At 67.0% G+C, this 25,599-nt stretch carries 26 protein-coding genes and 1 pseudogene; 13 read left to right on the top strand and 14 right to left on the bottom strand.

Features of this window, described 5'->3' with window-relative positions; genetic code table 11:
- Positions 1 to 180: 180 nt before the first annotated feature.
- The 9 genes and pseudogenes from ACTWQN_RS18455 to ACTWQN_RS18415 form a co-directional block, all read right to left on the bottom strand.
- Positions 181 to 1,716 (bottom strand): AbgT family transporter, encoded by a 1,536-nt coding sequence (locus tag ACTWQN_RS18455; RefSeq protein ID WP_443204733.1) that lies wholly within the window; start codon positions 1,714 to 1,716, stop codon positions 181 to 183.
- A 577-nt stretch (positions 1,717 to 2,293) separates the two neighbouring features.
- Positions 2,294 to 3,739: a M20/M25/M40 family metallo-hydrolase gene (locus ACTWQN_RS18450; protein ID WP_443204732.1), complete on the bottom strand. Its 1,446-nt coding sequence runs from the start codon at positions 3,737 to 3,739 to the stop codon at positions 2,294 to 2,296.
- Between the two features lie 114 nt (positions 3,740 to 3,853).
- Positions 3,854 to 4,876: an LLM class flavin-dependent oxidoreductase gene (locus tag ACTWQN_RS18445; protein WP_443204731.1), complete on the bottom strand. Its 1,023-nt coding sequence runs from the start codon at positions 4,874 to 4,876 to the stop codon at positions 3,854 to 3,856.
- Between the two features lie 364 nt (positions 4,877 to 5,240).
- Positions 5,241 to 5,675, bottom strand: a complete 435-nt coding sequence (locus ACTWQN_RS18440; RefSeq protein WP_443204730.1) for a hypothetical protein — start codon at positions 5,673 to 5,675, stop codon at positions 5,241 to 5,243.
- A 924-nt stretch (positions 5,676 to 6,599) separates the two neighbouring features.
- Positions 6,600 to 6,746 (bottom strand): annotated as a pseudogene (locus ACTWQN_RS18435) (CorA family divalent cation transporter); the annotation flags it as partial.
- Positions 6,722 to 6,946: a DsbA family protein gene (locus tag ACTWQN_RS18430; protein WP_443204729.1), complete on the bottom strand. Its 225-nt coding sequence runs from the start codon at positions 6,944 to 6,946 to the stop codon at positions 6,722 to 6,724. The pseudogene ACTWQN_RS18435 and the gene ACTWQN_RS18430, both read right to left, overlap by 25 nt.
- A 73-nt stretch (positions 6,947 to 7,019) precedes the next feature.
- On the bottom strand, positions 7,020 to 8,984 hold the full coding sequence (locus tag ACTWQN_RS18425) for a heavy metal translocating P-type ATPase (RefSeq protein WP_443204728.1): 1,965 nt from the start codon (positions 8,982 to 8,984) through the stop codon (positions 7,020 to 7,022).
- Positions 8,981 to 9,373: an ArsR/SmtB family transcription factor gene (locus tag ACTWQN_RS18420; RefSeq protein ID WP_443204727.1), complete on the bottom strand. Its 393-nt coding sequence runs from the start codon at positions 9,371 to 9,373 to the stop codon at positions 8,981 to 8,983. Before ACTWQN_RS18420 ends, ACTWQN_RS18425 begins: the two co-directional genes overlap by 4 nt.
- A 61-nt stretch (positions 9,374 to 9,434) precedes the next feature.
- Positions 9,435 to 9,950 carry a copper resistance CopC family protein gene (locus ACTWQN_RS18415; protein WP_443204726.1) on the bottom strand — a complete coding sequence of 172 codons (516 nt, stop codon included), beginning with the start codon at positions 9,948 to 9,950 and terminating at the stop codon, positions 9,435 to 9,437.
- Positions 9,951 to 10,446: 496 nt separating this feature from the next.
- Here ACTWQN_RS18415 and ACTWQN_RS18410 point away from each other — a divergent pair, with 496 nt between their 5' ends.
- The 7 genes from ACTWQN_RS18410 to ACTWQN_RS18380 all read left to right on the top strand — a co-directional run bounded on the left by ACTWQN_RS18410 (position 10,447) and on the right by ACTWQN_RS18380 (position 15,285).
- Positions 10,447 to 10,653 carry a heavy-metal-associated domain-containing protein gene (locus ACTWQN_RS18410; RefSeq protein WP_443204725.1) on the top strand — a complete coding sequence of 69 codons (207 nt, stop codon included), beginning with the start codon at positions 10,447 to 10,449 and terminating at the stop codon, positions 10,651 to 10,653.
- A 29-nt stretch (positions 10,654 to 10,682) separates the two neighbouring features.
- Positions 10,683 to 10,925: a CDGSH iron-sulfur domain-containing protein gene (locus ACTWQN_RS18405; RefSeq protein ID WP_443204724.1), complete on the top strand. Its 243-nt coding sequence runs from the start codon at positions 10,683 to 10,685 to the stop codon at positions 10,923 to 10,925.
- Positions 10,926 to 11,474: 549 nt separating this feature from the next.
- On the top strand, positions 11,475 to 11,786 hold the full coding sequence (locus ACTWQN_RS18400; RefSeq protein WP_443204723.1) for a MazG nucleotide pyrophosphohydrolase domain-containing protein: 312 nt from the start codon (positions 11,475 to 11,477) through the stop codon (positions 11,784 to 11,786).
- Positions 11,787 to 12,200: 414 nt separating this feature from the next.
- Positions 12,201 to 12,695 carry a VIT1/CCC1 transporter family protein gene (locus tag ACTWQN_RS18395; protein WP_443204722.1) on the top strand — a complete coding sequence of 165 codons (495 nt, stop codon included), beginning with the start codon at positions 12,201 to 12,203 and terminating at the stop codon, positions 12,693 to 12,695.
- Positions 12,696 to 12,892: 197 nt separating this feature from the next.
- Positions 12,893 to 13,582 (top strand): hypothetical protein, encoded by a 690-nt coding sequence (locus tag ACTWQN_RS18390; protein ID WP_443204721.1) that lies wholly within the window; start codon positions 12,893 to 12,895, stop codon positions 13,580 to 13,582.
- 451 nt (positions 13,583 to 14,033) lie between these two features.
- Entirely contained in the window at positions 14,034 to 14,471 is a 438-nt protein-coding gene (locus ACTWQN_RS18385) for a cupin domain-containing protein (RefSeq protein ID WP_443204720.1), read from the top strand.
- Between the two features lie 79 nt (positions 14,472 to 14,550).
- The gene (locus ACTWQN_RS18380; RefSeq protein WP_443204719.1) at positions 14,551 to 15,285 is read left to right on the top strand and encodes an SDR family oxidoreductase; all 735 of its coding nucleotides are present in this window, start codon (positions 14,551 to 14,553) and stop codon (positions 15,283 to 15,285) included.
- On the opposite strand, the gene ACTWQN_RS18375 is transcribed toward ACTWQN_RS18380, so the two are convergent.
- Positions 15,245 to 16,372, bottom strand: coding sequence for an acyltransferase family protein (locus ACTWQN_RS18375; protein ID WP_443204718.1), 1,128 nt, complete (start codon positions 16,370 to 16,372; stop codon positions 15,245 to 15,247). The genes ACTWQN_RS18380 and ACTWQN_RS18375 overlap by 41 nt on opposite strands.
- Before the next feature lie 456 nt (positions 16,373 to 16,828).
- Between ACTWQN_RS18375 and ACTWQN_RS18370 the strand changes: the two genes are divergently transcribed.
- The 3 genes from ACTWQN_RS18370 to ACTWQN_RS18360 all read left to right on the top strand — a co-directional run bounded on the left by ACTWQN_RS18370 (position 16,829) and on the right by ACTWQN_RS18360 (position 18,126).
- A complete protein-coding gene (locus tag ACTWQN_RS18370; RefSeq protein WP_443204717.1) occupies positions 16,829 to 17,698 on the top strand; it encodes a HAMP domain-containing sensor histidine kinase in 870 nt (289 codons plus the stop codon).
- A complete protein-coding gene (locus ACTWQN_RS18365; RefSeq protein ID WP_443204716.1) occupies positions 17,650 to 17,772 on the top strand; it encodes a LuxR C-terminal-related transcriptional regulator in 123 nt (40 codons plus the stop codon). The genes ACTWQN_RS18370 and ACTWQN_RS18365 overlap by 49 nt, the downstream gene beginning before the upstream one ends.
- A gap of 231 nt (positions 17,773 to 18,003) precedes the next feature.
- Entirely contained in the window at positions 18,004 to 18,126 is a 123-nt protein-coding gene (locus ACTWQN_RS18360; protein ID WP_443204715.1) for a hypothetical protein, read from the top strand.
- 126 nt (positions 18,127 to 18,252) lie between these two features.
- Here ACTWQN_RS18360 and ACTWQN_RS18355 read toward each other — a convergent pair whose 3' ends face one another.
- Genes ACTWQN_RS18355 through ACTWQN_RS18340 form a run of 4 tightly spaced genes read right to left on the bottom strand, consistent with a single transcriptional unit; the run spans position 18,253 to position 22,607 of the window.
- Positions 18,253 to 18,636 carry a nuclear transport factor 2 family protein gene (locus ACTWQN_RS18355; protein WP_443204714.1) on the bottom strand — a complete coding sequence of 128 codons (384 nt, stop codon included), beginning with the start codon at positions 18,634 to 18,636 and terminating at the stop codon, positions 18,253 to 18,255.
- Positions 18,637 to 18,647: 11 nt separating this feature from the next.
- Positions 18,648 to 19,895 carry a metal-dependent hydrolase family protein gene (locus ACTWQN_RS18350; RefSeq protein WP_443204713.1) on the bottom strand — a complete coding sequence of 416 codons (1,248 nt, stop codon included), beginning with the start codon at positions 19,893 to 19,895 and terminating at the stop codon, positions 18,648 to 18,650.
- Positions 19,892 to 20,977, bottom strand: coding sequence for an S-methyl thiohydantoin desulfurase family protein (locus ACTWQN_RS18345; protein ID WP_443204712.1), 1,086 nt, complete (start codon positions 20,975 to 20,977; stop codon positions 19,892 to 19,894). The genes ACTWQN_RS18350 and ACTWQN_RS18345 overlap by 4 nt, the downstream gene beginning before the upstream one ends.
- A 4-nt stretch (positions 20,978 to 20,981) precedes the next feature.
- Positions 20,982 to 22,607 (bottom strand): hydantoinase/oxoprolinase N-terminal domain-containing protein, encoded by a 1,626-nt coding sequence (locus tag ACTWQN_RS18340; RefSeq protein WP_443204711.1) that lies wholly within the window; start codon positions 22,605 to 22,607, stop codon positions 20,982 to 20,984.
- A gap of 121 nt (positions 22,608 to 22,728) precedes the next feature.
- Here ACTWQN_RS18340 and ACTWQN_RS18335 point away from each other — a divergent pair, with 121 nt between their 5' ends.
- The 3 genes from ACTWQN_RS18335 (at position 22,729) to ACTWQN_RS18325 (ending at position 25,592) form a co-directional block, all read left to right on the top strand.
- Complete coding sequence (locus tag ACTWQN_RS18335) at positions 22,729 to 23,307, top strand: helix-turn-helix domain-containing protein (protein ID WP_443204710.1); 579 nt, start codon at positions 22,729 to 22,731, stop codon at positions 23,305 to 23,307.
- Between the two features lie 97 nt (positions 23,308 to 23,404).
- Positions 23,405 to 23,950: a COG4315 family predicted lipoprotein gene (locus ACTWQN_RS18330; RefSeq protein ID WP_443204709.1), complete on the top strand. Its 546-nt coding sequence runs from the start codon at positions 23,405 to 23,407 to the stop codon at positions 23,948 to 23,950.
- Positions 23,951 to 24,233: 283 nt separating this feature from the next.
- Positions 24,234 to 25,592: an NAD-dependent succinate-semialdehyde dehydrogenase gene (locus tag ACTWQN_RS18325; protein WP_443204708.1), complete on the top strand. Its 1,359-nt coding sequence runs from the start codon at positions 24,234 to 24,236 to the stop codon at positions 25,590 to 25,592.
- Positions 25,593 to 25,599 lie beyond the last annotated feature (7 nt).

The following is a 25,599-nucleotide window of genomic DNA, read 5'->3' as shown; positions in this document are numbered from 1 at the left end:
CCACCCGCCCCGCGTGGGAGACGGCGATTTCGCGCGAAATCGCCCACCTCACCCGAGGTGGACGGCCCGACACGACCACTTCAAAAACAGGCACTCAGGTTCCGCCACCAGCACCGCCACCCAAAACGAGTTCGAAGACAGCCTCTGAAAGCGCGGACCACGACCCGGGGTCGGGGTTGACTACGGCAGGTGGATCGAGGCGCCGGGACCGACGGGGAGACCGGCGAAGTAGAAGACCGCGAGGATGCCCGTCCACACCAGTCCGAACGCGGGCACGAACGGCAGCAGTCGGGAAACCAGCGTCCCCAGTTTCAGGTCCGGCTCGTACTTCTTGGCCTCGCCCAGGATGAAGTACAGGAAGATGTGCATCGGTGAGACGGCCTGGGTGATGGAGTCACCGATGCGATGGGTGGCCTGGATGATCGCCGGTGACAAACCGAGCAGCATCAGGGCAGGCACCATCACCGTCGACTCCAGCGACCACAGGCCCGAACCCGAGGTGATCACGAGGTTCAGCACGGTGGACAGCAACACGAGGAACAGCAGCGCGCCGAAACCGACCAGGCCGATGGACTGGGCCGTCGCCGCCAACTCCACCGCCAGGAACGTGGCCAGGCCGCTCCACGACAGCACGCTCAGCGTTTGCGCCACGATGAAGATGAGCACGATGAACCCGCTCATCTCCTTGATCGCCGCGGTCATGAGCTTGAAGATGTCGCGCTTGTCCTTGTCGAGCTTCCTCGCGCGCCCGTAGGTGTAGCCGAACAGGAAGAAGGACAGCGCGATGATCAGCACCAGATTGCTCAGCAGAGGTGACGGGATCAACGTGCCACCGGGACCGCGCAGCGGGCTGCCGGGCAGCAGCCAGGCCCCCGCGACCAGCACGAGGAAACCGGTGACCACCAGAGCGCTGATCAGCAGTGCCCGCCGTTCCACGGGGCTCACCTCGACCGCATCGCGGTGGCTCGCCGACCCGTCCGCCGGGTGCCAGGTCGGCAATCGCGGCTCCAGCACCCGCGAGATCAGCAATCCGCCCACCAGCGGGAGGAACACCCCGGCGGCGGCGCCGAAGTAGTAGTTCATGGCGATGTTGGTTTCGTAGCCGCTGATCCCCGGCAGCAGGGCGGCGGCCTCTTCGGTGATTCCGGCCAGGCTCGCGTCCAGGGTGCCCATCAGCAGGCCGCCCCCGTATCCGGTGGCCACGCAGGCGTACGCGCCGATCAGTCCGGCGAGCGGATGTCGGCCGACGGAACGGAAGACCAGCGCCGCCAACGGCGGGATGACCAGGAAGGACGCGTCCGACATGACGTGGCCTTGGCAGGCCACGAACGCGACGACGTAGGGGACCAGCCCTCGGGGAACCCGCGAGAACACCAGGCGGACGGCCACTTCCAGCGCACCGGTGCCCTGCGCCACCCCGACACCCAGCACCACGGTGAGCACCGGACCCAGCGCGGGGAAGCTGACGAAGTCGTCCACCGCGTTGCTCAGCAGGTGAACCAGGCCTTCGCCGGAGAGGATGTTCTTGACCGCGGTGGGTCCCTCGGCACCGGGCAGCTGGACCGTCGCGCCCAATGCGGCGGCCACGGCCGAGGCGACCGCGATCACCCCGAACAGCACGATGAACAGGATGAACGAGTTGGGTAGCCGGTTGCCCAACCGCTCGACGATCCCCAACACCTGGTCGAGACGGGTGCGTCTCTCGGTCCTCAACATGCTGGTTCCTTCGCGCGGTTGCCGAATTCTGCGGGTGGCTTGCAAAGTTGGGAAACAGTGTGGGATCGGCTCGCGTGAACCTGGTTTTTTCGCTGGAATCCGACCCCGTACCCGGAAACGAGCAGGAAAACGGTCATGCGGGCGATGGGATCGAACCGCCACGGGCCGAACCGCCCGTCGAAACACGGCCGCGTCGACGACGATCGAAGCGCCGGTCGGCGGCTTTCCGGGAATGCCGAACCCCGGCCGGAAATGCAGCAACCCCGGAGCCGTTTCCTGCCGGTTTGTCCGTACAGGCCGAACCGGACACAGTTCGGGGCTCCGGGGTCGGGTAGCTGCCTGGTATTCGCCGACCGCACGCCCGCGTCGAATCACGCAGGGTCATCGCACGTCGGGTCGGCTGGATTGCCGTGGGCGGTCCTAGCGGACAGCCACCTCACAAGTCCTGTTGGTATTCAACGTTGGACCACCTCCTTCCTGTGTAATGGGGAGGCTAGGCGCGGCGTACCGCTCGGGCAACTGATTTTTCCAGCACGCGGGAACACCAGCGTTGGGACCTCCCCCGCGGCGTGCGGTGTCAGTCGCGTTGCGGAACGGGGAAGGTCACCGGGCTGCGGTGGCCGTCGGCGTCGACGGCGCGGACGCCGAAGAACACGTTGTCCTTGGACAGGTCGACGATCGCCGTCGTGGTGTCGCCGACGTCGATGCTGTGCGTCCAGTCCGGGGCGGTGGTCTCGCGCCACACCACTTCGTACCCGGCCAGGTCCGGTTCCGGGCCGCGCGCCCACACCAACTCGGTGTCGTTGGTGAGCTGGGAGGTGCGCACCGCGACATCGGTCGGCGCGCCCGGTCCTTGGGCCAGCGACCAGATCGCGGCCAGGTTCACCTTGGCGACCCGCGCGATGTAGCCGAAGTCGCAGAACTCCGGCAGGTCGCCGTAGCGGACGCCGTCCTCGTCGCGGACGTCCTGGTGCTGGTGCCGGAAGTCTTCGTGCGGTTCGGTGAAACGCGCTGCCGGGTAACCGTTTTCGAGGAACGGGATGTGGTCGCCGCCGCGCAAGAACCGGTCCCGGCGGTAGATGACGCGCACTCGCATCCCGGTCGCGTCGCCTGCGGCCACGTCGGTGACGAACCGGGCCAGCTGCCGGGAAGGCGAGTCGTTCTCCCCGCCCACGGACCGTCGGATCGCCGCTTGCTCCGGGGTTTCCGCGGTGGGCACGCCCTCGGCGAACAGCCGGATCGTCCGCGGGTCCTCGGTGCCGTCGTCGGCATGGCTGGAGCCCACGATGTCGTCGGTGAACATCGCCCGCACGTCGGTACCCGCGGCGGCGAACTGCTCGGCCATGTGCTGCGCGCCGTACAGGCCCTGCTCCTCGGCGGCCACCGCCGCGAGCACGACCGTGGACTCCAGCGGGGTGGCGGACAGCAGCCGGGCCAGCTCCAGCACCACCGCCACGCCCGAGGCGTCGTCGTCGGCCCCGGGCGCGTCGCTGACGGCGTCCATCACGTCGGAGACCCGCGAGTCGTAGTGCCCGCTGACCACGTGCACCCGCTCGGGGTGGGTGGTGCCGCGAATCGTGGCCACCACGTTGGTGATCCGCGTCGTGACCGGGATCCGGTCGGCTGGCTCCTGGTCGTAGGACTGCAGCTCGACGGTCATCCGCCCCTGCGACTGCTCGGCGTAGGACCGCAGCTGCGCGTACAGCCAGTCGCGGGCGGCGCCGATGCCCCGCTGCGGATCGTCCTGACTGGACAGCGTGTGCCGGGTCCCGAAGCTCACCAGCTCGCGCACCGCGTCCTCGATGCGCTGCTGGTCGACCTCGGCGAGCAGCGCGCGCAGCTGCGCATCCGGTCGCTGTGGCGCGATCGGCTTTCCGGGCGGCAGCTGCCCGTTCGCGGTAGGACGCAGGTCGGCGGCCTGGGCGGTGCCGGAAAGCGCGACGGCACCGGCGACCCCAGCGGAGGCGGAGAGGAACGCGCGGCGGCTGTGGCCTGCGGATGTGCGACCCGGTGAGGAATTCATGCACAACTTTCTACGCGTCTGGCCGCAACCGAAGAAGTCACCGAACGGCCCAGCGCGTACCTCCGCGCGGGTCGGTCAGGATCGGATTCGCCCGACGGGCTGCTACCTCGGTCGTCAGCGCCAGCCGAGTTCCGGGGCGACGTGGGTCAGGATGCTTTCGATCACATGTGCGTTGTAGTCGACCCCGAGTTGGTTGGGCACGGTGAGCAGCAGGGTGTCGGCGGCGGCGATGGCCTCGTCGTCGGCGAGCTGTTTGACGAGCACGTCTGGCTCGGCGGCGTAGGACCGGCCGAAGATGGCGCGGGTGTTGGCGTCGATGTAGCCGATGTGGTCCGCGGAGCCGCGGTCGTGGCCGAAGTAGGCGCGGTCCAGGTCATCGACCAGCGCGAAGATGCTGCGGCTGACCGAAATCCTGGGCTCGCGCTCGTGTCCTTCGGCGCGCCACGCTGCGCGGTAGGCCTCGATCTGCTTGCGCTGCTGGACGTGCAGTGGTTCGCCGCTCTCGTCGTCCTTGAGCGTCGAGCTCTGCAGGTTCATCCCGAGCTTGGCGGCCCAGACCGCGGTCGCGTTGGAGCTGGATCCCCACCAGATCCGGTCCCGCAGCCCTTCGGCGTGCGGCTCGATGCGCAGCAGCCCCGGCGGGTTGGCGAACATCGGCCTGGGGTTGGGCTGCGCGAATCCGTCGCCCTTGAGCACGTCGAGCAGCAACTCGGTGTGCGCGCGGGCCATGTCGGCGTCGGTTTCGCCTTCGGCGGGCTGGTAGCCGAAGTACCGCCAGCCGTCGATCACCTGCTCCGGCGAGCCCCGGCTGATCCCGAGCTGGAGACGGCCACCGGAGATCAGGTCGGCGGCACCGGCGTCCTCGGCCATGTACATCGGGTTCTCGTAGCGCATGTCGATCACGCCGGTGCCGATCTCGATCCGGCTGGTGCGGGCACCGATGGCCGCGAGCAACGGGAACGGCGAGGCGTGCTGCCGCGCGAAGTGGTGCACGCGGAAGTAGGCGCCGTCGGCCCCGAGCTCCTCCGCGGCGACCGCGAGGTCGATCGCCTGGAGCAGGGAGTCGGCCGCGGAGCGCGTCTGCGAGTGCGGCGACGGCGTCCAGTGCCCGAAGGACAGGAACCCGATCTTTTTCACGCTCGCTTCAACGCTCAACAACCGGGTTCATTCCGGTGTGTGAGGTAGTCCGCTGATCCCGGCGCAGTCGGTCGGGGCTGACGAGACTCCGTCCGCTCTGCGCGTCAGGGCCTCCAGCGACCGCGCTTCCCCGGACTGCGCAAACGGTCGTCGGCGTGCCGGTGTGACGCGAGCCTTAGTTATTGATCTATCGGTCCACAACTAACCAGCACCTCGTCGCTGAGCGCGAACACCACGGCCTCGCGGTGGATCACGCCGCTGGTGTGGTGCTTTTTTACGCTGAGCACCACTTGGCCCGGCTATCTCGCCGCCGGGCCAAGTGGTGCCTTGCTACTCGCTGTTCAGGATTACTGCCGGGAAGGCGTCAGCTCCCGCTTTCGCCCTCGTAGGTGCCCTCGTCTCCGTAGGAGCTGCCGTCCTCGTAGGTGCCCTCGTCTCCGTACGTGCTTGTGCCCTCGTACTTGTCCTTGTGCTTCTTCTTGCCCTTGTTCTCCTCCTGCACGGCGACCTCGGTCTGGTCGGTGTCACTGTCGTTGGACTGGTTGGTCCAGTTCAGTGCCGACTGGTCACCTTTGCTGCCAATGCTCCACTGGAAGATCGGCGACTTGTTGTCGTTGCTCTGCTCGGTGCTGCTGTCCTGGTCCTGATCGATCTTCTGGCCGTCCTTGTGGCACTTCTTCGAGTGGCACGGCTTTCCATCGCTGCTGTGACCGTCGTTGGCCAGCGCCATTCCGGGGGCGCCGAGTAGGAGAGGAAGCCCCAGAGCAGCTGCTGCGATGACGCGCTTGACAGAAGGCATAACAGAAATTCCCTTTCTTAATGATCTTCGCGAGTGACACCGGAAGGAATTCGACCGCCGTGGAGGGACGCGTCGGCAGTGGAATACTTTTCGGGATTTGATGTGGCCCCGTCGCTGCGGGACCACATCAAACATATCGATGGCAGATGATCGTGCAAGCCGAGGTTGTCGCTGCTCACCTCATGTGATGATCCCAGAAAAGATGATCTAAGCTCGGCAACCCTGATGTTGCCACCGCCCAGGTTGGCCCCGCGTCGCAGCGCGTTCGGCCATCGCCGGGCAGTGATCGAAACGTTCATACGATCGGCGATCATGAACCGTTCGGTGCGATATCGGGATCACTTTCCGTCCATTCAAATCGGCACGCATTCGACTTGCGGCAAACGCGACCACGGTCCGGTGTGGACGGTTCGGTCGATTAATGGACATATTGAGGTCGGATTGGTGTCGGCTGTCATTCGCAGACGGCACACTGCCGGGGTAAGCCTGTTGATCGTGTGTTGCTTTCCCCGCTGTGCGGTCGCTGGATGGAATTAGCTAAGAGTGCCTTCGGCAGATCACCAGGGGTGAGCGCGGCGTCGTGCGCGGTGGCGGGCGGTAGCGAGTACGGAATTGAGGGAATCCGATAGTTGATCGTTTTGTGTCTGCCGCGAGAGATCGTCGGAGTTGAGGTAAGGAAGACACTCGCTTTCTTTTTCGGCCAGGACGGAGGATGACGGGAAATGACCGGTATTCGGTTGCTCGGCCGTGCCGTGGTGGGTGCTTCGTGCGCTGCGGCACTGCTGGTTCCAGCAGGCGCTTTGGCCGCATCCGGCGGAGGTGAGCAGGAAAACATCCTCACGTTGACGGTGACGGAATCTCAGGATTCCCGAAGTGTGACGCTGAAATGCCACTCCGCTGGCGGAAGCCATCCACATGCGACTTCCGCTTCTTGAACAAGGCATAAATGCCGCCGCGCAACACGACAATCGCCACCGCCGAAGTCCAAAAGCCCCACGGCTGCTGGGAACCGGGATAAGGGACGTTCTGGCCGTAGTACCCCGTAATCACCGTGGGCACGGCAATGATCGCAGTGGGTCACGGAGCCAGATCCGGATCGATGCAACGTCGATGGCGGTCGTGAGGTCTTGGTAGGAGTTGGGTTCGAATTTCCTGCCGTTGAGGAAGAACGTGGGTGTGCCTTGGACTCCGGCGGTGAGCCCGTCGGTTTGGTCCTTCTCGACGCGTTCGGCTGTGGTCGGGCTGTTCAAGTCGGCTCGGAACCGGTCCACGTCCAGGCCGATGTCGCGGGCGTAGTCCAGGAAGACCGCTTCCTGGGACTCACCACCGGGGTTTCGGTGTGGATCACGCGGAGGCCGCCGTTGTTGCGGGCCGGGTCGCAGGTTGAACTCCGGCCAGAGTGGGGAGGGGTTTGGCGCGTCCGGCGCGGACGCCGTTGGCGATGATCACGACCTCGGCCACCTCGTGCACCAGCACCACCGCCGCCAGGCCGAGCACGCCGAAGAGGGACAGCGGCATCAGCACGGTGATGACGGCCAGGGAGAATCCGACGTTCTGCAGCATGATTCGCCGGGCCCGGCGGGCGTGGTCGAGGGTGTGCGGAAGGTGGCGCAGGTCCTCGCCCATCAGTGCCACGTCGGCGGTTTCGATGGCGACGTCGGTTCCCATGGCGCCCATCGCGATGCCGAGGTCGGCGGTGGCCAGTGCGGGGGCGTCGTTGACGCCGTCGCCGACCATCGCCGTCGAGCGCTGGCCGCGCAGTTCGCCGACGATGCGGGCCTTGTCCTCGGGGCGCAGTTCGGCGTGCACGGTGTCGATGCCTGCTTCGGCGGCCAGTGCGGTGGCGGTGGCGTGGTTGTCGCCGGTGAGCATGGCGACGTGGTAGCCGCTGTGGTGGAGCAGGGTGATGACCTCGCGGGCCTCGGGGCGGAGTTCGTCGCGGACGGCGATGGCGCCGATGACCTGCCCGCCGTCTTCGATGAGCACTGCGGTGGACCCGCTTCGCTGCATCCGCTGCACGTCGGCGGTCAGTGGCCCGGATTCCAGCCAGCCCGGACGTCCGAGCCGGACGGTGCGTCCGTCGATCTGGCCGACGAGTCCTGCTCCGGTTACCGCTGCCACGTCGGTGGCCGATGAGATGTCGCCGTCGGCTGCGGCGAGAATGGCTTGTGCGAGGGGGTGTTCGCTGCGGATTTCCAGCGCTGCGGCCAGCCCGAGCACGTGCTCCCGCGAGATCCCGTCGGTGGTGGCGACGTCGACGACGGTGGGCTGGTTGCGGGTGAGGGTGCCGGTCTTGTCCAGTGCCACCCCGCGAATCCGTCCGAGGGCTTCCAGCGCGGCGCCGCCCTTGACCAACGCGCCGAGCTTGCTGGCCGCGCCGATGGCCGCCACGACGGTGACGGGAATGGCGATCGCGAGCGCGCAGGGCGAGGCGGCCACGAGCACGACGAGGGCGCGTTCGATCCAGGTCGCCGGGTCACCGAGCAGGCTGCCGATTCCGGCGATGAGCACGGCGGCAACCATGACGCCGGGCACCAGGGGCTTGGCGATGCGGTCGGCGAGGCGTTGGCTGGCGCCCTTGCGGGACTGCTCGGCCTCCACGATCCGCACTATCCGGGCCAGGGAGTTGTCCTCGGCGGTCGTGGTGACTTCGATCTCCAGCGCGCCGGTGCCGTTGATCGATCCGGCGAACACCTCGCTGCCGGGGCTGGCTTCGACGGGCACGGACTCGCCGGTGATGGCGGAGACGTCCAGTGCGGTGCGGCCGGAGCGGATCACGCCGTCGGTTGCGATGCGCTCACCGGGCTTGACCACCATCCGGTCCCCGACGCGTAGCTCCGATGGAGCCACGACCAATTCGGTGCCGCCGCGCAGAACCGTGGCCTCGTCGGGCACCAGGGAAAGCAGCGCCCGCAAACCCCGGCGGGTGCGTGCCAGGGAGTATTCCTCCAGGCCCTCGCTGATGGAGTACAGGAAGGCCAGCATCGCCGCTTCGCCGACCTCGCCGAGCAGCACCGCGCCGACGGCGGCGATCGTCATCAGGGTGCCCACACCGATCTTGCCCTTGGCCAGCCGCGTGAGCGTGTCGGGTACGAAGGTGTAGGCACCGGCGGCTAATGCCAGTGCTTTCAGGAGAAGCGGTAGCAGCGGTGCCGTCCCCGCCCACTCGGCGGCATATCCGGCGACCAGCAGCACCCCGGCTACCGCTGCGGCGCGCAGTTCGGTGACCTGCCAGAGCCGTTCCGGCTCGTGCTCCTCGACTTCCCCTGCGGTGCGGGGTTCGTCGCCACCGCAGCAGGCGTCGCTCATCGCGTGGCCTCCGCGTCTGCGCCAGCGATGGTCTCGGTGCCGTAGTTCGGGCACAACGCCACCGCGTTACCGGTCGCGGCCAGCAGTGTTTCTGCCGACGCCAGCAGGTCCATCAACTCGGGGCGGGCCAGGCTGTAGAACACCTGCCGTCCCTGCGGACGCCCCACCACCAGCCCGCAGTCCCGCAAGCAGGCCACGTGCGCCGACACCGTCGACTGCGCCAACCCCAACTCTGTGATCAAGTCCGCGACCCGCGCTTCACCTGCGGCCAGGCGCTGCACGATCGCCAACCGCGTGGCATCGGAGAGGCTGTGGAACAACGCCACCGCCGGATCCAGGGCCGCGTCGCCGTTCGACGACGGGCACCCCTGCGCACTATTGATCGCCATGGGGCGATGATAGCAAGCGTCGGCGATGCAATCGAGACGAAGGGATGTTGATCCGCAGCAGCTACTTGTCGTGTCCGAGCTGTCGAACGGCGACGGCCGCGACGGCGAGCAGGATCGTGAGCAGCGCGCCGCCGCCGACCCACCAGAACAAGTAGTTCGTGTCGGTGTCGTTCGAGCTGGGGCTCGCCACCGGTGGCACTGCCGCGGGTGCGGCCTCGGATGAGGACGGTGCGCTCGCTGCGGCGTTGGCGACTTGGAAGGACACGGCGCCGGACACCGGATGGCCGTCCGCCGAGACGATGCGGTACGCCAATGTGTAGCTCCCGTCGTTCAATGCTGGGAACGGCTGGGTGACGGTGTCGTTCTGCACGTTCGGTGGGGCGATCGGGAGTTGCGCTCCGCTCTGGTCCGTCAGCGCCACCGTGACGAAACTCGGATTGACCGGATCGCTGAGGCGGAAGCGGCCAGCTGCCGGAGCGGAATCGAGGGTGGCACCGTTGGCGGGATCGCTTTCGAGCAGCCTGGCATGCGCCGAAGCGGGCAGTTCAAGCGCGCTCAACCCGAGCGCCGAGAACATGCAGAGCAGCGCAATGCGAGCGACCCCCCGTCTGACGTCGCGCCGGAAATCCAGAAGTCGGCGAAGACGCTGGATCACACGAGCCTCCCTGGCTGTGCTTGGAACTTGGACTGAAGCCTGCTTCGCCCGAAGGCGGTACGGAGCGACCGCGAAGATACTAGGTCGCATAGTAGAACGCGGTTCGCGGACGCTTGCGCGTGGTGCCCTGACGTGCTCGCGGCCGCATGGGGCAGAAGCAGTCTCGGATCAACTCCGCGTGGACTGCAACTCGTTGGCGTAGAACGGACAACGGCACAAGCGATGGCGTCCTGCGAACAACCGCCGTCCTCACCGCGGCCGGAGCCCGCAGCAAATGGCGGTGGCCCGGAATCCAGCTGCCCACTCGGGCGGCGCAGGTGGCGTACTCGGTTTCGACCACCACCGGTGGTCATTCCCGGCAGTCTTCAGATACCCTACGGGGGTAGTGTTTCGATGTCGAGTCGAGAGGAACGATCTCGTGAGCGAAAGCAAGTTCATCGTCAAGGGGATGACCTGCTCCGGATGTATGACGAAGGTGACCACGGCCGTGACCGGAGTTGCTGGGGTCACCGACGTCGATGTGGACATCAGCAACGGTGAGCTGACGGTTGTCGGCGAATCGCCCGTCGATCCGGCGGCCGTTCACAAGGCGGTCAACGCGGCGGGCTACGAGATCGCCAGCTGACGGATTCGATCGGGTGAAGGTTGGTGTCGATGGAAGAACCGACTCCGGTTGAACCGGCAGTGGTGATCAAGACGGTGGACAACGGGCCGTACCAGGTGAAGGGGCCGGTCCGCGTGGTGGACCACGAGAACAACGCCTTCGACCTCGGCCCAGGTCGGACCCGACTGCTGTGCCGCTGCGGGTTGTCCGCGAAGAAGCCGTTCTGCGACGGCTCGCACGCGCGGGAAGGCTTCGCCGCCACGGAGCGGGCCAACGATCAGAAGACCGAATAAAGGCCCGGATAAAGGCAGTGGTAGGGCGAATCCGCGAGCTCGCCCCACCACTGCTTCGTCGTTATTTTCGCGGTGTGCCACGGCAGGCGGACACCGCTGTTGCAGTGAGTTCGACGGCCACTTCTCCGAACGTTCCTCTCCGGCGGATTCCGGCCCTGATAGAGGGAACGAGCCGCTTGCAGCAGAGGCGCACGGCAGCCGCCATGCTCGTGTGCACCTGTCCCCATCGATGTGTCCCTTGTAGACGAACGATTGTTCGCATCGGTATCCCTTTCGCGTGAGGATCAACTCCGGAAGTTGGAGCGATCTGGCGAGCGACAGTTGCCTCCATCTCGTGATCACTGATGCTGAAGTGCCGCTGCTCCAAGTGAACCAGTCGTTCCTAGGTCAGGTGATGCCATCTTGATACTCCATTGTGGAATGTTGGACGTCGACTGAGTGGTGTGGTTGGCGAAGACGTACTGCAGGTCGACCCAAGGCGCCGTGGAGGATCTCGCGGGTGACTCGGCTGATCCGTGCTGTCGGTGTGGTCCTCTAGGCTGCGGAGTTGTGCATCTCAAGGAGCTGGCCGAAGAGGTTGAAGCCGTGTCGGCGGTTTACGCGCACAAGCACGGCATCGAGCGGACCCCGGAGTGGTTCGTGTTGAAACTGCAGGAGGAGGTTGGTGAGCTGGCCCAAGCTTTCCTGATGAGAACGGGGCAGGCGCGCGACAAGGGCAAGACCACGCAGGAGCTGGACGCCGACTTCCGTGCGGAGCTCGCCGACGTGTTGTGTCAAACCCTGTTGCTCGCGCGCTACCACGGAATCGACCTGGAGGCCGCGGTAGCGGATAAATGGCTGGTGTGGGGATCCAATACCTAGACAGCGCAACCTCCGCTGCTGCCAGACGTGTTGGACGCGATCGGGTGCGGTTGCGGTATTAATCGGAGTCGTGAGCGTGTTCCCGGTCTCGTCTGTTCTGAGCAGATGATTGCCGTCGTGGCTGAAGGTGCCAATGCCGGGATTTCGGTCTCGGTCGCCGAGGTGTGGAGACGCCCTCTTTGAGACGGTTTCGCCAAGGGGTGTGCGGGTTTTCGGCCTGGCCGATGCGGCCCGTCGTGGTCCCGGGCGCCTGCTGCCCGGGTGTCCTTGGGTAAGCCTTTCCTGTGGTTGATAAGGCTTACCTGAAGTATTCGAAATGCGGCGCCAGGAGGGAGGTTAGGCATTCCTTGTTTTTCTCCGGATTAGGTTTGGCTAATTAGCGGAAGGGGAATTTCTGTTGCTATTGTTGTGGTCATGGTCGCCCTCTTGGAGAAAATCCGTGCCGACGAGAAGGTCTTCGTGCTCCGATATGTCCAGCCCGGGCTCGTGGGGCTGATCGACGGCACGCTGTCCACCCTGGCGCCGATTTTCGCGGCCGCGTTGCTGGCCAGTTCGCACGCAGCGCTGTTCGTAGGCCTGGCAACGGCGCTGGGCGCGGGCATCAGCATGGGTTTGTCGGAAGCGCTGTCGGACGACGGCAGTCAGACCGGCCGCGGCTCGGCGGTGACCCGCGGCGTTGTGACCGGCGTGATGACCGCCCTGGGCGGTGTCTTCCACACGTTGCCCTTCGTCATCGACCACCGGCCGACCGCGATCACCTTGGCGGCGATCGTGGTGGCCATCGAGCTCGCCGCGATCGCGGTCGTCCGCAAGCGCTATCTCGCGGTCACGCTGCGTTCGTCGGTGCTGCAGGTCGCCGTTGGCGGTGCGCTCATCGTCGCGGTCGGGTTGCTGCTCGGCAGTGCCTGAGGGCCCGGCGCCTTCCTGCTCCCTGCCGTCCCATACGCGCGGGGTCCGCGTGGTGGTCGCAAACGATCATTCAAGGCCGCCACCGTGTTCAGCTTCGACGCGTTCCCCACCGCTGCCCTCGGCCAACGGCTGGCTGGCAACCTCGCGGGCACTTGAGACGTGTGCTCCGAGACCTCGGGTGGCGTGTTGGAGGGCGGATGGACATCGTCGATGTCAACGAGCTGGGTGTCCGAGTGGCGGTGTTCGAGCTGCGCGCGAGGGACAGCCGGTGTCGTTTCACCGTCTATCCGATGATCCATCTCGCCGATCCCGCCTTCTACACCGAGGTCGCCACGCGGCTCCGAAAGCACGATCTGGTGGTGGCTGAGGGCGTTCGCGGGGGCAGCACCTGGATGAAGGTGTTGACTTCCGTCTACCGGTTCGCCGCGCTGAACCGCAGGCTCGGACTTCAATTGCAACCGGCGAGCCTGTACGACGTTGGTGTGCCGGTCGTCATGCCTGACATCACCGGTGCGGAGTTCGACCAGCGCTGGCGGCAGATCGAGCTTTGGGAGCGGGCACTCGTCTTCGTGCTGGCCCCGTTTTACGGCGTCTACCTGCGGTTGTTCGGATCACGCAAATTCATCTCCTACCACCTTGCCTTCAACGACGACATCCTCAACCTCGAAGAGCCGACCGATTCCGGTCTCGATGAGCTCATCGGAGACCACCGGGATGTCCTGCTGGCCAAGGCGTTGACGCACATCCACGACACGCGGCGCGATGAGGAGATCAACGTCGCTGTCGTCTACGGCGCTGGACACGTGCGTCCCGTGGTCACCCATATGCGGTCTCGTCACGGATATGTCGTCACCAACGGGACGTGGATGACGATCTACGACCTCTGAGCCAGCGGATCGTTCATCGTCCACTTTGGACTTGATTATGGCGCGCGAGTTGTCCCCCGGACGCGGTTCTCCCGTCGACGGTGCCTGGCAGGTATGCGCGGCTACTGGTCTTCGGCCCGAGCTTCCAGACGCTGCGCCAGGTTTTTGACCTGCCGCAGGTGGGTACTACTCGCTCGGACAACACCTGGTGATGAGTCTGGACGCATCCCATGAGGTCGGCTGGGGCTGGTGGGACAACGGCCGAGCCGCCGAAGGGACCAAGAGGTCCTGGTCGATCTACAGCCGAACGGGGGGTCGTTAGCTGACGACGTCGAAAAGGCCAGCTCACCGTCCACCGCTTTCCTGACGGGGCGGTGCGAGGGCCGCGAAATCAGGAGGGTTGTGCTGTCACGAACTCCGGTCTCGCGAGGTGAGCGGACCCTCCACAGCCCATTCCGCAGGGAGGTCTTCCATGTCGGACATCGAGTCGACGACCGCCGGGCGCAAGCCTCGATCGGACGCGTGGCGGTCGGCGATCACCGTGGTGCAGGAGGCGGAGCCTCCCTTCATCCCGGCGGGTGCGCACGCGATGACCATCGTCGTCGAGTTCCCACCGGGCGACCCCGGCACCCCTCCGCATCGGCACACCGGACCGGCCTTCGGCTATGTGCTGGATGGCGAGATGGTGTTCGAGATCGAGGGTGAGCCAGCGCGTGTCGTCCATGTCGGCGAGGCGTTCTGGGAGCCGGGTGGCGACGTCATCCACTACCAGGACGGCAACAACCGCGACGACATCCCCGTGCGCTTCACCGTCACCATGCTCTGCGAACCGGACAAGCCCATGCTCACCCTGGTGGACGAGGAAGAACTCGTTCGGCGCAAGGACCGCCGAGCCCCGCGCACGAGCTGACCTCGAACTCAGGCCGCGCCGCCCGTCGTACCCAACTGCTCGGACGTCTCTCATCCGGGAACGAGGAAGGTCAAAGGACATGAAGATCGCTGTCATCGGTGGGACCGGGCTCATCGGATCGCAGGTGGTCAGGATCCTGAACGCGAGGGGGCACGAGGCGGTGCCGCACTCGCCGTCCACCGGTCTGGACCTGCTCAGCGGGCAGGGCCTGCCCGAGGCGCTGAAAGGGGCTGACGTCGTCGTCAACCTGACGAACTCGCCAACCTTCGACGACGCCTCGCCCGCGTTCTTCCAAACGACCATGGACAACCTGCTTACCGCCGCCAACGCCGCGGGCGTCGGCCACGTGGTCATCCTCTCGATCGTGGGCGCCGATCAGGTGCCGGATCTGGTCTACTACCGCGCCAAGGTGTTGCAGGAGAACATCCTCAAGGCCGGTCCCGTGCCGTATTCGATCGTCCGCGCCACGCAGTTCTTCGAGTTCATCGACGCGGTGCTGTCCTGGACCGCTGACGAGAACACCGTCCGCCTGCCCGCCACGCGCGTCCAGCCCATGGCCGCGGCCGACGTAGCCGAGGCCGTCGCCAGCGTCGTCGTGGGCGCTCCGCTGCGGGGCACCCGCAACGTCGCCGGGCCTGAGGTCTTCGCGCTCGACGAGCTGGGCAGGATCACCCTCGCCGCCCACGGTGACCATCGCACCGTCATCACCGACAACAGCGCCGGTATGTTCGCCGCCGCTTCAGGCGACGTCCTCATCGCCAAGGACGATGCCGTCATCGCCAAGACCACCTACCAGGAGTGGCTCGCGCGCTGACCTGGCGGTCGGCCGGTGGTCGGAAGGGGAGCATGAGCAATCGGTGGGCAGGACGCTCCACCGCGTTGGTGAGCAACCAGCCGAGGACGGTGCCGGTCGCCAGCATCGCGAGTGTCTGCGCGGTGGTGTCCGCGCCGAGGTCATGCAATCGTCGCACCACCAGGTAGCCGACGGACTGGTGCATGAGGAAGACCCCGTAGGAGATGCCCGCGAACCACTGGATGGGGCGTTGGACGGCACCGGGGATGACCGCGTTCCAGTCCGGGCCGCGAGCGACGAGCGCGATCACGCACATGCCTGCGCACACCGCGGTCGTCGATCCCCAGTCCGCCAGCAGTCCTTCGGGTGTGCGCGTGTAGTTGTGCACCGCCTGCGCGGTCATGCAGGCGGCGAGCAAGCAGGCGAAGTGCGGGGTGCGGACGCGCCTGACCGACCACAGCCATATCGCCACGCCCGCGACGAACAGGTGCCAGCGGTGCAGGCCGAATCCGTCCACGACGGCCCGGTAGTCCTCGACCGGGTCGGCGATGCGGATCGGCCACTGGGCCAGCGCAACGATCACCGCCGCCCAGAGCACGACCACCAGCCGACGCCCGTGGCCCCAGCGGCTCTTGTAGAGCAGCGCGGCCGCGGTGAACCCCATGAGCTGCAGGGGAACGGTCCAGTGGGAGCCGTCGACGAACGGGTAGTACTGCGGTTTCCAGTGCCACAGCATCAGCAGGTTCCAGCCGAGATCGGCTGCGGTGGGAACGAACCAGCCCTCCACCGGGAATGCGCGCAGCACGAGGAAGATCACGACTGCCGCGGCGAGGAACGGGGGCAGCAGCCGAGCGACGCGTCCCCACCAGTAGCGCAACGCCGATCCGCGGCCGATCGTCACGCAGGCGAAATACGCCGAGACGACCAGCAGCAGGCTGGCCCCGACCTGGTACGGGAACACGAAGGCGCGGGGCTGCAGCTCGGGGTGCAGGTAAACGCTGAGGAACGTCGCGTGGTACAGCATCACCAGCGCGACGCAACCGGCGCGTACGAGATCCCAACTGATCTTGCGGCGGCTCCCGCCGCGCGGTCCGGGCACTGCTGCCACGCGTTGCCTCTTCTCTGGTCCCTTCCCGGATCGGCAGTCGCCTGCGGCGAGCTGGCTGGTCACCGGTCGGGGTCCTCGCTGGCTCGGATGGTCTTCAGAGACATCGGAAACCAGCTGCGGTTGCTGGACTTCATCCCGGCGGTCGCCGTGTTCGAGGACGGGCGGTGACGCGAACCCCGCACCGCGCCACCGCCTCTGCTCCCACCGTCACCCACGCGGACCAACGCCACCATCCGGTCCAACACCCATCTCTGCGGGAGGCGAACCTGTAGCGGCAACCAGCGCCACCCGCGCACCGCAGCGGAGTTTGAGTGCTGCCACCGATGGACGCCGACGCCACTGACACCCCAACCTGGCATCCAGATGGCCAGGCGCTGGCCAAGGCACGGGCCGACTCACACGAAAGGGTCAGGTGGGTGATAGTGGAGGCAGCGACGGGTGAGGAGGTCGGGCGACGTGTCCCTGTTCTGGCGGGTCTTCCTGCTGAACGCTGCGGTGTTCACGGCGGCGGTGATCCTGCTGCTGCTGAGCCCGGCCACCGTCTCCACCCCGGTCCTGCCCGCCGAGGCCCTGATCTTGGCCGCTGGGCTGGCCGCCATGCTCGTCGCCAACGCCCTCCTGCTGCGCATCGGCTTCGCCCCGCTACGGCGGCTCACCGGCGCCATGACCACGATCGACCTGCTGCGCCCCGGTTCCCGCGCGACGGTTACCGGCCACGGCGGTATCGCGGAGCTGATCAGGGCCTTCAACGCCATGCTTGACCGGTTGGAAATCGAACGCGCGACCAGCAACGCCCGCGCGCTGTCCGCGCAGGAAGCCGAACGCCGCCGCATCGCGCAGGAGCTCCACGACGAGGTTGGCCAGAGCCTCACCGCGGTCCTGCTCGAACTCAAGCGCGTCGCGGACCAGGCACCCGAGTCCGTGGCCGCCGCGCTGCACAACGTCCAGGAGACCACCCGGGACAGCCTCGACGAGATCCGCCGCATCGCCCGTCGACTCCGCCCCGGCGTTCTCGAAGAGCTCGGCCTCGCCAGCGCTCTCAAGTCGTTGGCCAGCGAGATTCCGGGCCACAGCGGGCTTTCCGTGCGCTGCAGGTTGGACAGCGACCTGCCCGAACTCGGCGACGCGGCCGAACTCGTCGTCTACCGCGTGGCCCAGGAGAGCATCACCAACACGGTGCGCCACGCCGACGCCGGACACCTGGAGCTCTCCCTCCAGCGTAGGAAGAGATCCTCAAACTGGTCGCCGAGGGGCACTCGTCCAAGGAGATCGCCGACATGCTGGTCATCAGCGTCAAGACCGTCGAGCGCCACCGGGCCAACCTGATGCGGAAGCTCGGCCTGCGCGATCGGCTGGAACTCACCCGCTACGCGATCCGCACCGGCCTGATCGAACCCTAGCCCGGTGGCGACGGCGATGATGGAGTGCTGTGGCCGCTGGTAGTAGTTGCGTTGAGATTGCTGGGTGAGGCGTTCTGGCGGCAGGCGATCGACTCCTACCGCGAGAACCGGCGACTGTGGTTGGCCTCGGTCGATCACTCGCCGCGCGTGGGCGCACGTTGTCCTTTCGGCCACCCAGCGCCTGGCCACAGGCGGGGTTCAGACTCGATCTGGCGGGACGGCGTGCAGGGCATGCACTTCAGTTCGCAGTTGGCGAACTTCGTCGAGCAGTTGCCGCAGCGTTTCTTCGTCGTCCGGGTCGTGGCCGTGTTCCCGGCCGACTTGGGATTCCATGGCGCTGACGGCGACGGCTGAGAAAGCGATTGGTAGCGGTCAGAATTCGTCGGCGTCGGCGTCTCGCTGGCGGCCGGGAGGCGGGGTGAGCACTGTTTCCGCAACGGTCACGCGTGGCAACAGCAATGATCACCGTTGCGGAGGCGCTTATGCCTCGTGCGCGACTCCCTCGGACAGATGCGCGTGAACGACCTTCCAGGTGCCGTCGATCCTGCGCAGCACGGCGGTGAACCGCGCATCGATCAGACCCTCGTCGAGCAGGTCGATCGTCGGTGTGTCGAAGACCCAGGCGAAGTCGCCGTGGACGAAGCCCTGCGGGTTGGACGCCACGACCTCGCGCGGCTCGTATTCCCCCAGATGGCCTTGAAGCCGTTCCAGTGTGAGTCCTCCGTCTGGTCCGGAAGCGACCGTGTGCACGGCGTTCTCGTCCTCGGTCCACGAGTGTGCCGTGATGAACTCGATGTCGCGATGATGTCCCGCGGCCAACCACTCCTTGACCAGGTTCACGACCTCGGCCGGTGCCGTCGCCATTGCAGTCCTCCTCACCTGTCGGTGTGCGTGGTATCGGAAGGCGAGTGCTTCGGGCCGCGCACGCGGCGGCCGTTCTGCCAGACTTGCGCTATGCGCTCGCCGTAGCCGGTGAGGTCCAGCGGGTCACCGGCCACGAGCACGAGATCAGCGGCCTTGCCGGGTTCGACGGTGCCGATCACGTCGGCCAGCCCGAGCAGTCGTGCGGCCGACGCGGTACCCGCCTTGATCGCTTCCAGAGGGGGCATTCCGGCCTCGGCCAGCAGCGCCAGCTCGTCGAGGTTGTCCCCGTGCGGGAACACACCGCTGTCGGTACCGAAGGCGATCGGCACACCGGCGTCTACCGCGCGGCGGATCGACGCCAGGTGCTCGTCCGCCACCGCCTGTGCCTTCTCCAGCACCGCGGGCGGGAGCCGGGTCATTCCGGCGTCAACATCCCGCAACAGCGCACGACCCGCGATCAACGTGGGCACGAGCCACGTGCCGTTCGCGAGGAGCAGGTCGATCGCCTCGTCGTCCAGGTAGATGCCGTGCTCGATCGAGCGGACCCCGGCGCGCACCGCGTTCTTCACCCCGGCGGCGCCTTGGGCGTGGGCCATCACGCCGAGTCCGGCCGCGGCGGCTTCGGCGACGCAGACGGCGATCTCCGCCGCGGAGAAGTGCGCGTGTCGCGGATCATCGCTGGTGGAAAGGACCCCGCCCGACGTGCAGATCTTGATTACATCCGCGTCGGCACGCACGAGTTCCCGAACTCGCCTGCGCATCTCGTCGGGTCCGTCGACGATCATGTCGGGGCGTCCGGGGTGCGGCACGAGCAGCCGTACGGTCTCGCCGCTCGCGCTCCAGCCATCGGTGTGCCCGCCGGTCTGGCCGAGGACCGTGACGGCGGTGCGCAGCCGCGGGCCTTCGATCAAACCATCGGAGAGGGCCTTCTTGATGCCAGCGTCGGCGCCTCCCGCGTCGCGAACCGTGGTCACCCCGGTGCCCAGCGTCATCGCGAGGTTCCGGGCCGCCGCGTAGAACTGGTACGAGAACGGCTCGTGTTGCATGCGGAACGGATCGACGCCGGAGAACACCACGTGCACATGGCAGTCCACAAAGCCCGGCAGGATCGTCAGCCCGGTGACGTCGACCTCGTCATCGGCGTCCAGCCCGGTACCGACCTCGGCGATGCGCCCGGCATCGAGGACCACGTCACCGTCGGTGGGCGCCGCGCCGGTGCCGTCGACGATGCGGCCGCCGCGCAGTACCGTGCGCGTCATCGCGCCGCTCTCGTATTCGCTTCCACGGGCAAACTCGCTTCCACGGGCGAGAAGTCGACGTCGTAGCCGAACCGTCGCGGGCCCGCCGCGCGCAAACCCACCTCGGTGCGCCACCGGTCGTCACACGGCAGCCCGATCACCGCCACGCGGTAGCCGTAGCGCATCTCCTCCGCCGGAATCGGCGCGCCGCTGTCCAGTTCCAAAGCCATCAGCAGATCGGGAGTTGTGGCCACGATCCGCCCGTCCCGGGCGCCCACCAGGTATTCGTTGCGGAACCGGAGCCGAAACTCCTGGCCTTCGAAATCGTCCAGTCCGCACAGCACGGCCTCACCGACGGTCCAACCGCCCTCGGTGGCTCGTTCGACACCGACGACCTTGCCGTCGAAGAGCCGGGCGCCGCGCTGCTCGGCGACCACCGCGTCCACGGGTGACTCGTGGCGAGCCCGTGCCGTGCGCACCACCTCGCCCAACCGCGTGGCCAGGCTCAGCGCGCCGCGAACGAGCCATTCCTTGGCTTGAGCGCCGGTCATGGGATAGAGCGCCGACATCATCACGCAGCCGGACGTGATCATTGCCGCGCGGGCGATCCGGTCCGCCCAGTCGCTGGACTCGGTCGTGAGCACGATCCGATTACCATGCTCGTCCACAAGGGACAGTGGCGTCGTCGAGGCGCCATAGAGCGCAGGGGTCACCAGATCGAGCGAGGGGAACGCCCGGCCCATGCCGTCGGCGTCGAGCATCGGGATGCCGCGCAGCGCTGCGGCCGTCACGGGTATGACGGCGTTCAGGCCACCGGCCTCCGCGGGCGCGATGTGCGTGAACCGGTATCCCACGTGGTCTTCCAGCGCTTCGAGCGCTGCCACCACTTCGCTCGCCCGAGGCAGCTTCTCGACCACCACGCTGGGCGCGCCCATACTCGCGACGAAGGCGATCCTGGCGTCGTCGGGAACTTCGGCGACGTCGAGCAGGGGGACCGGCCCGTGGTCGCGAATGGACCGGCGCGCCATCAGCTTGCCGATGTAGGGATCGCCACCCCCTCCGGCCGCGAGGATCGTGGCGCCCACCACCAGGTCGTCGAGCACTGACTCATCGAGCTGCATGCGCCTGCTCCCTCTCCGACGTGACGAACGAGCCGATGTCGCCGACGGCCCGCACCCGGACGCGCGTCGCGTGCGGCAGGTAGGCGAGGGGGAGATCCTCCTCGTCCACGATCCGCACCGTCGATGCGACGGCACCGGCCTCGACCGCGCGCGAGTGCGCCTTCTGCCGCGCCTCGGCGAGAACGTTGTCGCGAGTGCGTTCGGCGAGCGAGAAGATCTGGTCGACCTCACCGCCCACGTTCGCCGTGGCCGCCCCCACCGCGTTCGCGACCGGCGCATGGTTCGGCCGAAGCACGGCGGCGACGCCGGGCATCGGCTGGCCGACCACAAAAGCACCGCCGCCCACGGCGATCACCGGAATCTCCGCGGCGCTGAGCTTCGCGCGTTCCACCGCCTCGGCGATGCGGCGCTGCACGTGGTCCATCACCCGGCCGACGAAGGCGGCGTCGAGATCGCCGACCAGTGCGGCGTCACCGACTTCGGCGAGCCCTGCTGCGACGGCGACGTCGGTGAGGGTGAGCGTGTCGCCGCCGAACACCAGCGCCCGCCTGGTCAGGTCGTGCCCGACGCTCTCCGGGCCCACCGTCACGTGGCCATCGCGCTCCCCGACCAGGCTGCCACCACCGAGCCCCAGCGAGACGACGTCGGGAATCCGGAAGTCGGTACGCACTCCGGCAAGCCCGATCGCGATCGCCGACTCGCGGGGGAACCCGCCCTGCATGAGACCGACATCGGTGGTGGTGCCCCCGACGTCGACCACGATGCAGTCCTGCTCGGCCGCCTCGAACGCCGCGCCGCGCATCGAGTTCGTCGGTCCGGAGGCGATGGTGAGGATCGGGAAGGCGCGCGCCAGCTCCAGGTTCATCACCGTGCCGTCGTTCTGCGACAGGAAAAGCGGTGCGTCGAGCCTCGCGTCGGCGAGGGCACCGACGAATCCGTCCACTACGCGGTCGGCCAACGGACGAAGTGCGGCGTTGAGCACGGCCGCGTTCTCCCGTTCGAGGATGCCGAGACGGCCGATCTGGTGGGACAGCGTGACCGACCCGTCGGGATGGACCTCGCGGATGGCCGCCCGGACCGCTTCCTCGTCGCCTGGGTTCACGGGCGAGAACGTGGAGCTGACCACGAACTCGCTGTCCGCGCTCGCCCCGCGCGCAATGGCGCGAACGGCTTCGGTGTCCAACCGCCGCAGGGGTTCGCCGGTGAACTGGTGGCCCCCGCCGACGACGTGCACCTCGGCCCTGACCGCATCGGCGAGTCGCGTCGGCCAATCCACGAGCGGTTCGAGCGTCTGCGGCGGTGTCGCCACCCGGATCACCACGACCGGAGCCAGCCGCCGGGCCTCGACCAGGGCATTGACGAACTGGGTCGTGCCGATGACCACCGCGTCGACCTGGCCCGGCTCAGCGTGCGGCGCTACGTCGCTCAATGCCGTGACGACTCCGGTGAGCACGTCGGCCGTGGTCTCGGTTTTCGTCCACGCGACGATCCGGTCGCCGTCCAGCACGATCGCATCGGTGTTGGTGCCTCCGACGTCGATTCCAATGCGCATCGAAGTCCCTTCCGGACCGGTCGGGGTCTGACCACCACTAATATCCAGTAAGTAGAACAAAAATCCAGTAAACTGAACTTGGCGGGAAGCGTACGAGCCCGATCCGATCAGGTCAACAGGCAGAATCCACTAAATCAAACTTCCTTCCAGGAAACTGGACGCTTCGGGTATCGTCTGCGCCATGTCAGCCGGGCCGAGGAAGCCTCCCGACGAGGCGACTCCCGAGATCGGACCCAGCCTGCGCGCGCTCCGCAAGCAACGGGGGCTCTCGCTGCAGCAGGTCGCGTTGGCGACCGGCATCTCGAAGTCGTTCCTGTCCCTGGTGGAGAACGGCACGAATGACATCACCTTCGGTCGGTTGCACCGGTTGCTCACGCTGTACGGGGTGGACCTCGCGGACTTGTTGCCGACCCGGGAACCGACGGACGACATCGTGGTGCGCGGGACAGCGCGCCGCCACCTCTACAGCCCCGCGCCCGGGATGGACGTTTTCATGGCCTCACCCGACACGCGGCGAAACCTGCTGGCGGGGATCGCGGTGCTCGCCCCGGGGGCATGGATGACGGAGGACTCGACGCACGACGGCGAGGAGTGGGTGCACGTCGTCAGGGGCACGGCCGAGCTCGTGCTCGACGACGGAGAGACGACCGTGGAACTCCTGGCCGGTGACAGTGCGTACCTCCGCGCCGGTCGGCGGCATCGACTCGGCAACCCGTCGGCACACGAAGCCGAGGTGATCACCGTGCTGGCCCAGGGCTAGCTGGCCGCTGCGTGCGACTCGGCGGCCAACGGTTGCGGCGACTACGCCTCATACGAACCGTGGAAGCGGGGAACCCCAGGGGACACAGCCTCAGCCCATGGGGGAGGCCGCGATGGGCCACTTCATTCGAGATCGTACGACTGCGCTGGCCAGCGTCGGGTTGGCCGGTGGTGTGCTGGCTCTCGTTGCCGCATGCGTTCCCAGTGGAGAAGTTGCGGACGGCAGCGGAGTTGGGACACCTCCACCGCCGACGACGGCTCCACCGGTCACCGGCGTTGTCGTTGTGGTCCAGACCCATGAGGTGCCGAACCTGGGTACCGTGCTCACTGGTCCGGACGGTCGCACGGTGTACCTGTTCGACAAGGATTCCAGCCCGCAGTCGACATGTCTTGCCGGGTGCGCGAAAGATTGGCCGCCACTGACCACGACCGGTCCGCCTGTTGCTGGTGCGGCCGTGAACCCCGCTCTGCTGACCACGAGCAAACGCCCGGACGGCAGCACGCAGGTTGTCTACAATGGACATCCGCTGTACTACTACATCGGTGATGAGCTGCCCGGCCAGGCCGATGGTGGGGGCCTGTATTCCGACGGGGGAAACTGGTACGCGGTCTCGCCTGCTGGGGACAAGATCGAGCAACGCTGAGGTTCGTGCCCGCACGCGGTCTGTCTGCCCAAACCCGCAGGTCACGTAACGTGGTTAACCCATTGAGCCCCACGAGGTTCAATGGGTTGGCGCGACACCGCTCGGTTCCTGGGCATCGGGAAGACGACCTGATCTCGTTCGCCCGCCGCAACCTACGGTTTACACGCAGTCACCGGTGGACTTGGCGCTTGATCTCGACGCGGTCAGTGTATGCAGTATACAATCATGATGATGGTGTTGCCCCCAGGCGGCCCTACCGAAGGGAACGGAGGCTCGCGCACTCATGTACTCAGTCACGGACCCGGCCACGGGTGAACTGATCGAGGAGCTCCCGAACACGACCGACGAGGAGGTCAGGGCAGCGATCGATCGCGTCCACCGCGGGTACTCCTCGTGGCGGCGTCGGCCGGTCGCTGAACGCGCGGAGATCGTGGCGCGCGCGGCGGAGTTGTTCGCCGAGCGGGCTGACGACTTGGCCGCGATCATGACGTTGGAGATGGGCAAGCGGATCAACGAAGGCCTCGGCGAGGTCGGCATCGTCGTCGACATCTTCGAGTACTACGCGAACAACGGTCCGGCACTGCTGGCGGACGAACCACTGGCGCTCAAGAGCGGCAAGGCGGCCATCGCCAAGGAGCCGATCGGCGCGCTGCTCGGCGTCATGCCGTGGAACTTCCCCTGCTACCAGGTCGCCAGGTTCGTGGCGCCGAACCTCGTGCTCGGCAACACGATCCTGCTCAAGCACGCCTCGATCTGCCCTCGATCGGCGGCCGCGATCGAGGAGGTGCTGCACGACGCTGGCGTGCCCGACGACGCGTACGTGAACGTCTTCGCGTCCAGCAGGCAAATCCCATGGGTGCTCGCGGACCCGCGCATCCGTGGGGTGTCGCTGACCGGCAGCGAGCAGGCGGGCATCTCCGTCGCCGCCGAGGCGGGGAAGAACCTGAAGAGATGTGTCCTGGAGCTGGGCGGGTCCGACCCGCTGATCGTCCTGGACACCGATGACATGGATGAGACCGTCAAGGTCACCGCGACGGCCCGGATGCGCAACTGCGGCCAGTCGTGCAACGCGCCGAAGCGGATGATCGTGATGGGCGACATCTACGAGGAATTCGTCGAACGGCTGACCAAGCGCGTCGCGGAGTACTACGTGCCCGGTGACCCCGCGGATCCTGCCACGACGTTGCCGCCGCTGGCGTCCATCGCAGCGGCCGACGAGGTAGCCGCTCAGGTCGAGACCGCGGTCCAACAGGGTGCGACACTGCGCGCCGGTGGAAACCGGATCGGGCCCGGCGCCTACCTGGAAGCCACCGTCCTTACCGATGTGACACCGGAGATGAACGCCTACTACGAGGAAATCTTCGGTCCGGTCGTTCTGGTGTTCCGCGCGGAGACCGAGGACGAGGCGATCGCGATCGCCAACGACTCGCCGTTCGGGTTGGGCGCCAGCGTGTTCGGCACCGACCCGGACCGGGCGCGCCGCGTCGCCGACCGGATCGAGGCGGGCATGGTGTACCTGAACAAGTCGGGTGGATCCGTGGCCGACCTGCCGTTCGGCGGGATCAAGCGCTCCGGCATGGGCCGGGAACTCGGCCCGCTCGGCATCGAAGAGTTCATGAACAAGAAGTCCATCCGCCTGTAGTCGACCT

The sequence above is a fragment of the Saccharopolyspora antiqui genome (assembly GCF_052246905.1).
GTDB lineage: Bacteria > Actinomycetota > Actinomycetes > Mycobacteriales > Pseudonocardiaceae > Saccharopolyspora.
This window is presented reverse-complemented; position numbering and strand designations above follow the sequence as displayed.

Bases quoted from the DNA above. Each gene is read 5' to 3' on its own strand.
- ACTWQN_RS18360 (WP_443204715.1), top strand. From the start codon at position 18,004: ATGCACTTCAGTTCGCAGTTGGCGAACTTCGTCGAGCAGTTGCCGCAG.
- ACTWQN_RS18325 (WP_443204708.1), top strand. From the start codon at position 24,234: ATGTACTCAGTCACGGACCCGGCCACGGGTGAACTGATCGAGGAGCTC.
- ACTWQN_RS18395 (WP_443204722.1), top strand. From the start codon at position 12,201: ATGGTCGCCCTCTTGGAGAAAATCCGTGCCGACGAGAAGGTCTTCGTG.
- ACTWQN_RS18405 (WP_443204724.1), top strand. From the start codon at position 10,683: ATGGAAGAACCGACTCCGGTTGAACCGGCAGTGGTGATCAAGACGGTG.
- ACTWQN_RS18390 (WP_443204721.1), top strand. From the start codon at position 12,893: ATGGACATCGTCGATGTCAACGAGCTGGGTGTCCGAGTGGCGGTGTTC.
- ACTWQN_RS18415 (WP_443204726.1), bottom strand. From the start codon at position 9,950: ATGTTCTCGGCGCTCGGGTTGAGCGCGCTTGAACTGCCCGCTTCGGCG.
- ACTWQN_RS18330 (WP_443204709.1), top strand. From the start codon at position 23,405: ATGGGGGAGGCCGCGATGGGCCACTTCATTCGAGATCGTACGACTGCG.
- ACTWQN_RS18365 (WP_443204716.1), top strand. From the start codon at position 17,650: ATGCTGGTCATCAGCGTCAAGACCGTCGAGCGCCACCGGGCCAACCTG.
- ACTWQN_RS18455 (WP_443204733.1), bottom strand. From the start codon at position 1,716: ATGTTGAGGACCGAGAGACGCACCCGTCTCGACCAGGTGTTGGGGATC.
- ACTWQN_RS18385 (WP_443204720.1), top strand. From the start codon at position 14,034: ATGTCGGACATCGAGTCGACGACCGCCGGGCGCAAGCCTCGATCGGAC.
- ACTWQN_RS18350 (WP_443204713.1), bottom strand. From the start codon at position 19,895: ATGACGCGCACGGTACTGCGCGGCGGCCGCATCGTCGACGGCACCGGC.
- ACTWQN_RS18425 (WP_443204728.1), bottom strand. From the start codon at position 8,984: ATGAGCGACGCCTGCTGCGGTGGCGACGAACCCCGCACCGCAGGGGAA.
- ACTWQN_RS18355 (WP_443204714.1), bottom strand. From the start codon at position 18,636: ATGGCGACGGCACCGGCCGAGGTCGTGAACCTGGTCAAGGAGTGGTTG.
- ACTWQN_RS18450 (WP_443204732.1), bottom strand. From the start codon at position 3,739: ATGAATTCCTCACCGGGTCGCACATCCGCAGGCCACAGCCGCCGCGCG.
- ACTWQN_RS18335 (WP_443204710.1), top strand. From the start codon at position 22,729: ATGTCAGCCGGGCCGAGGAAGCCTCCCGACGAGGCGACTCCCGAGATC.
- ACTWQN_RS18440 (WP_443204730.1), bottom strand. From the start codon at position 5,675: ATGCCTTCTGTCAAGCGCGTCATCGCAGCAGCTGCTCTGGGGCTTCCT.
- ACTWQN_RS18380 (WP_443204719.1), top strand. From the start codon at position 14,551: ATGAAGATCGCTGTCATCGGTGGGACCGGGCTCATCGGATCGCAGGTG.
- ACTWQN_RS18420 (WP_443204727.1), bottom strand. From the start codon at position 9,373: ATGGCGATCAATAGTGCGCAGGGGTGCCCGTCGTCGAACGGCGACGCG.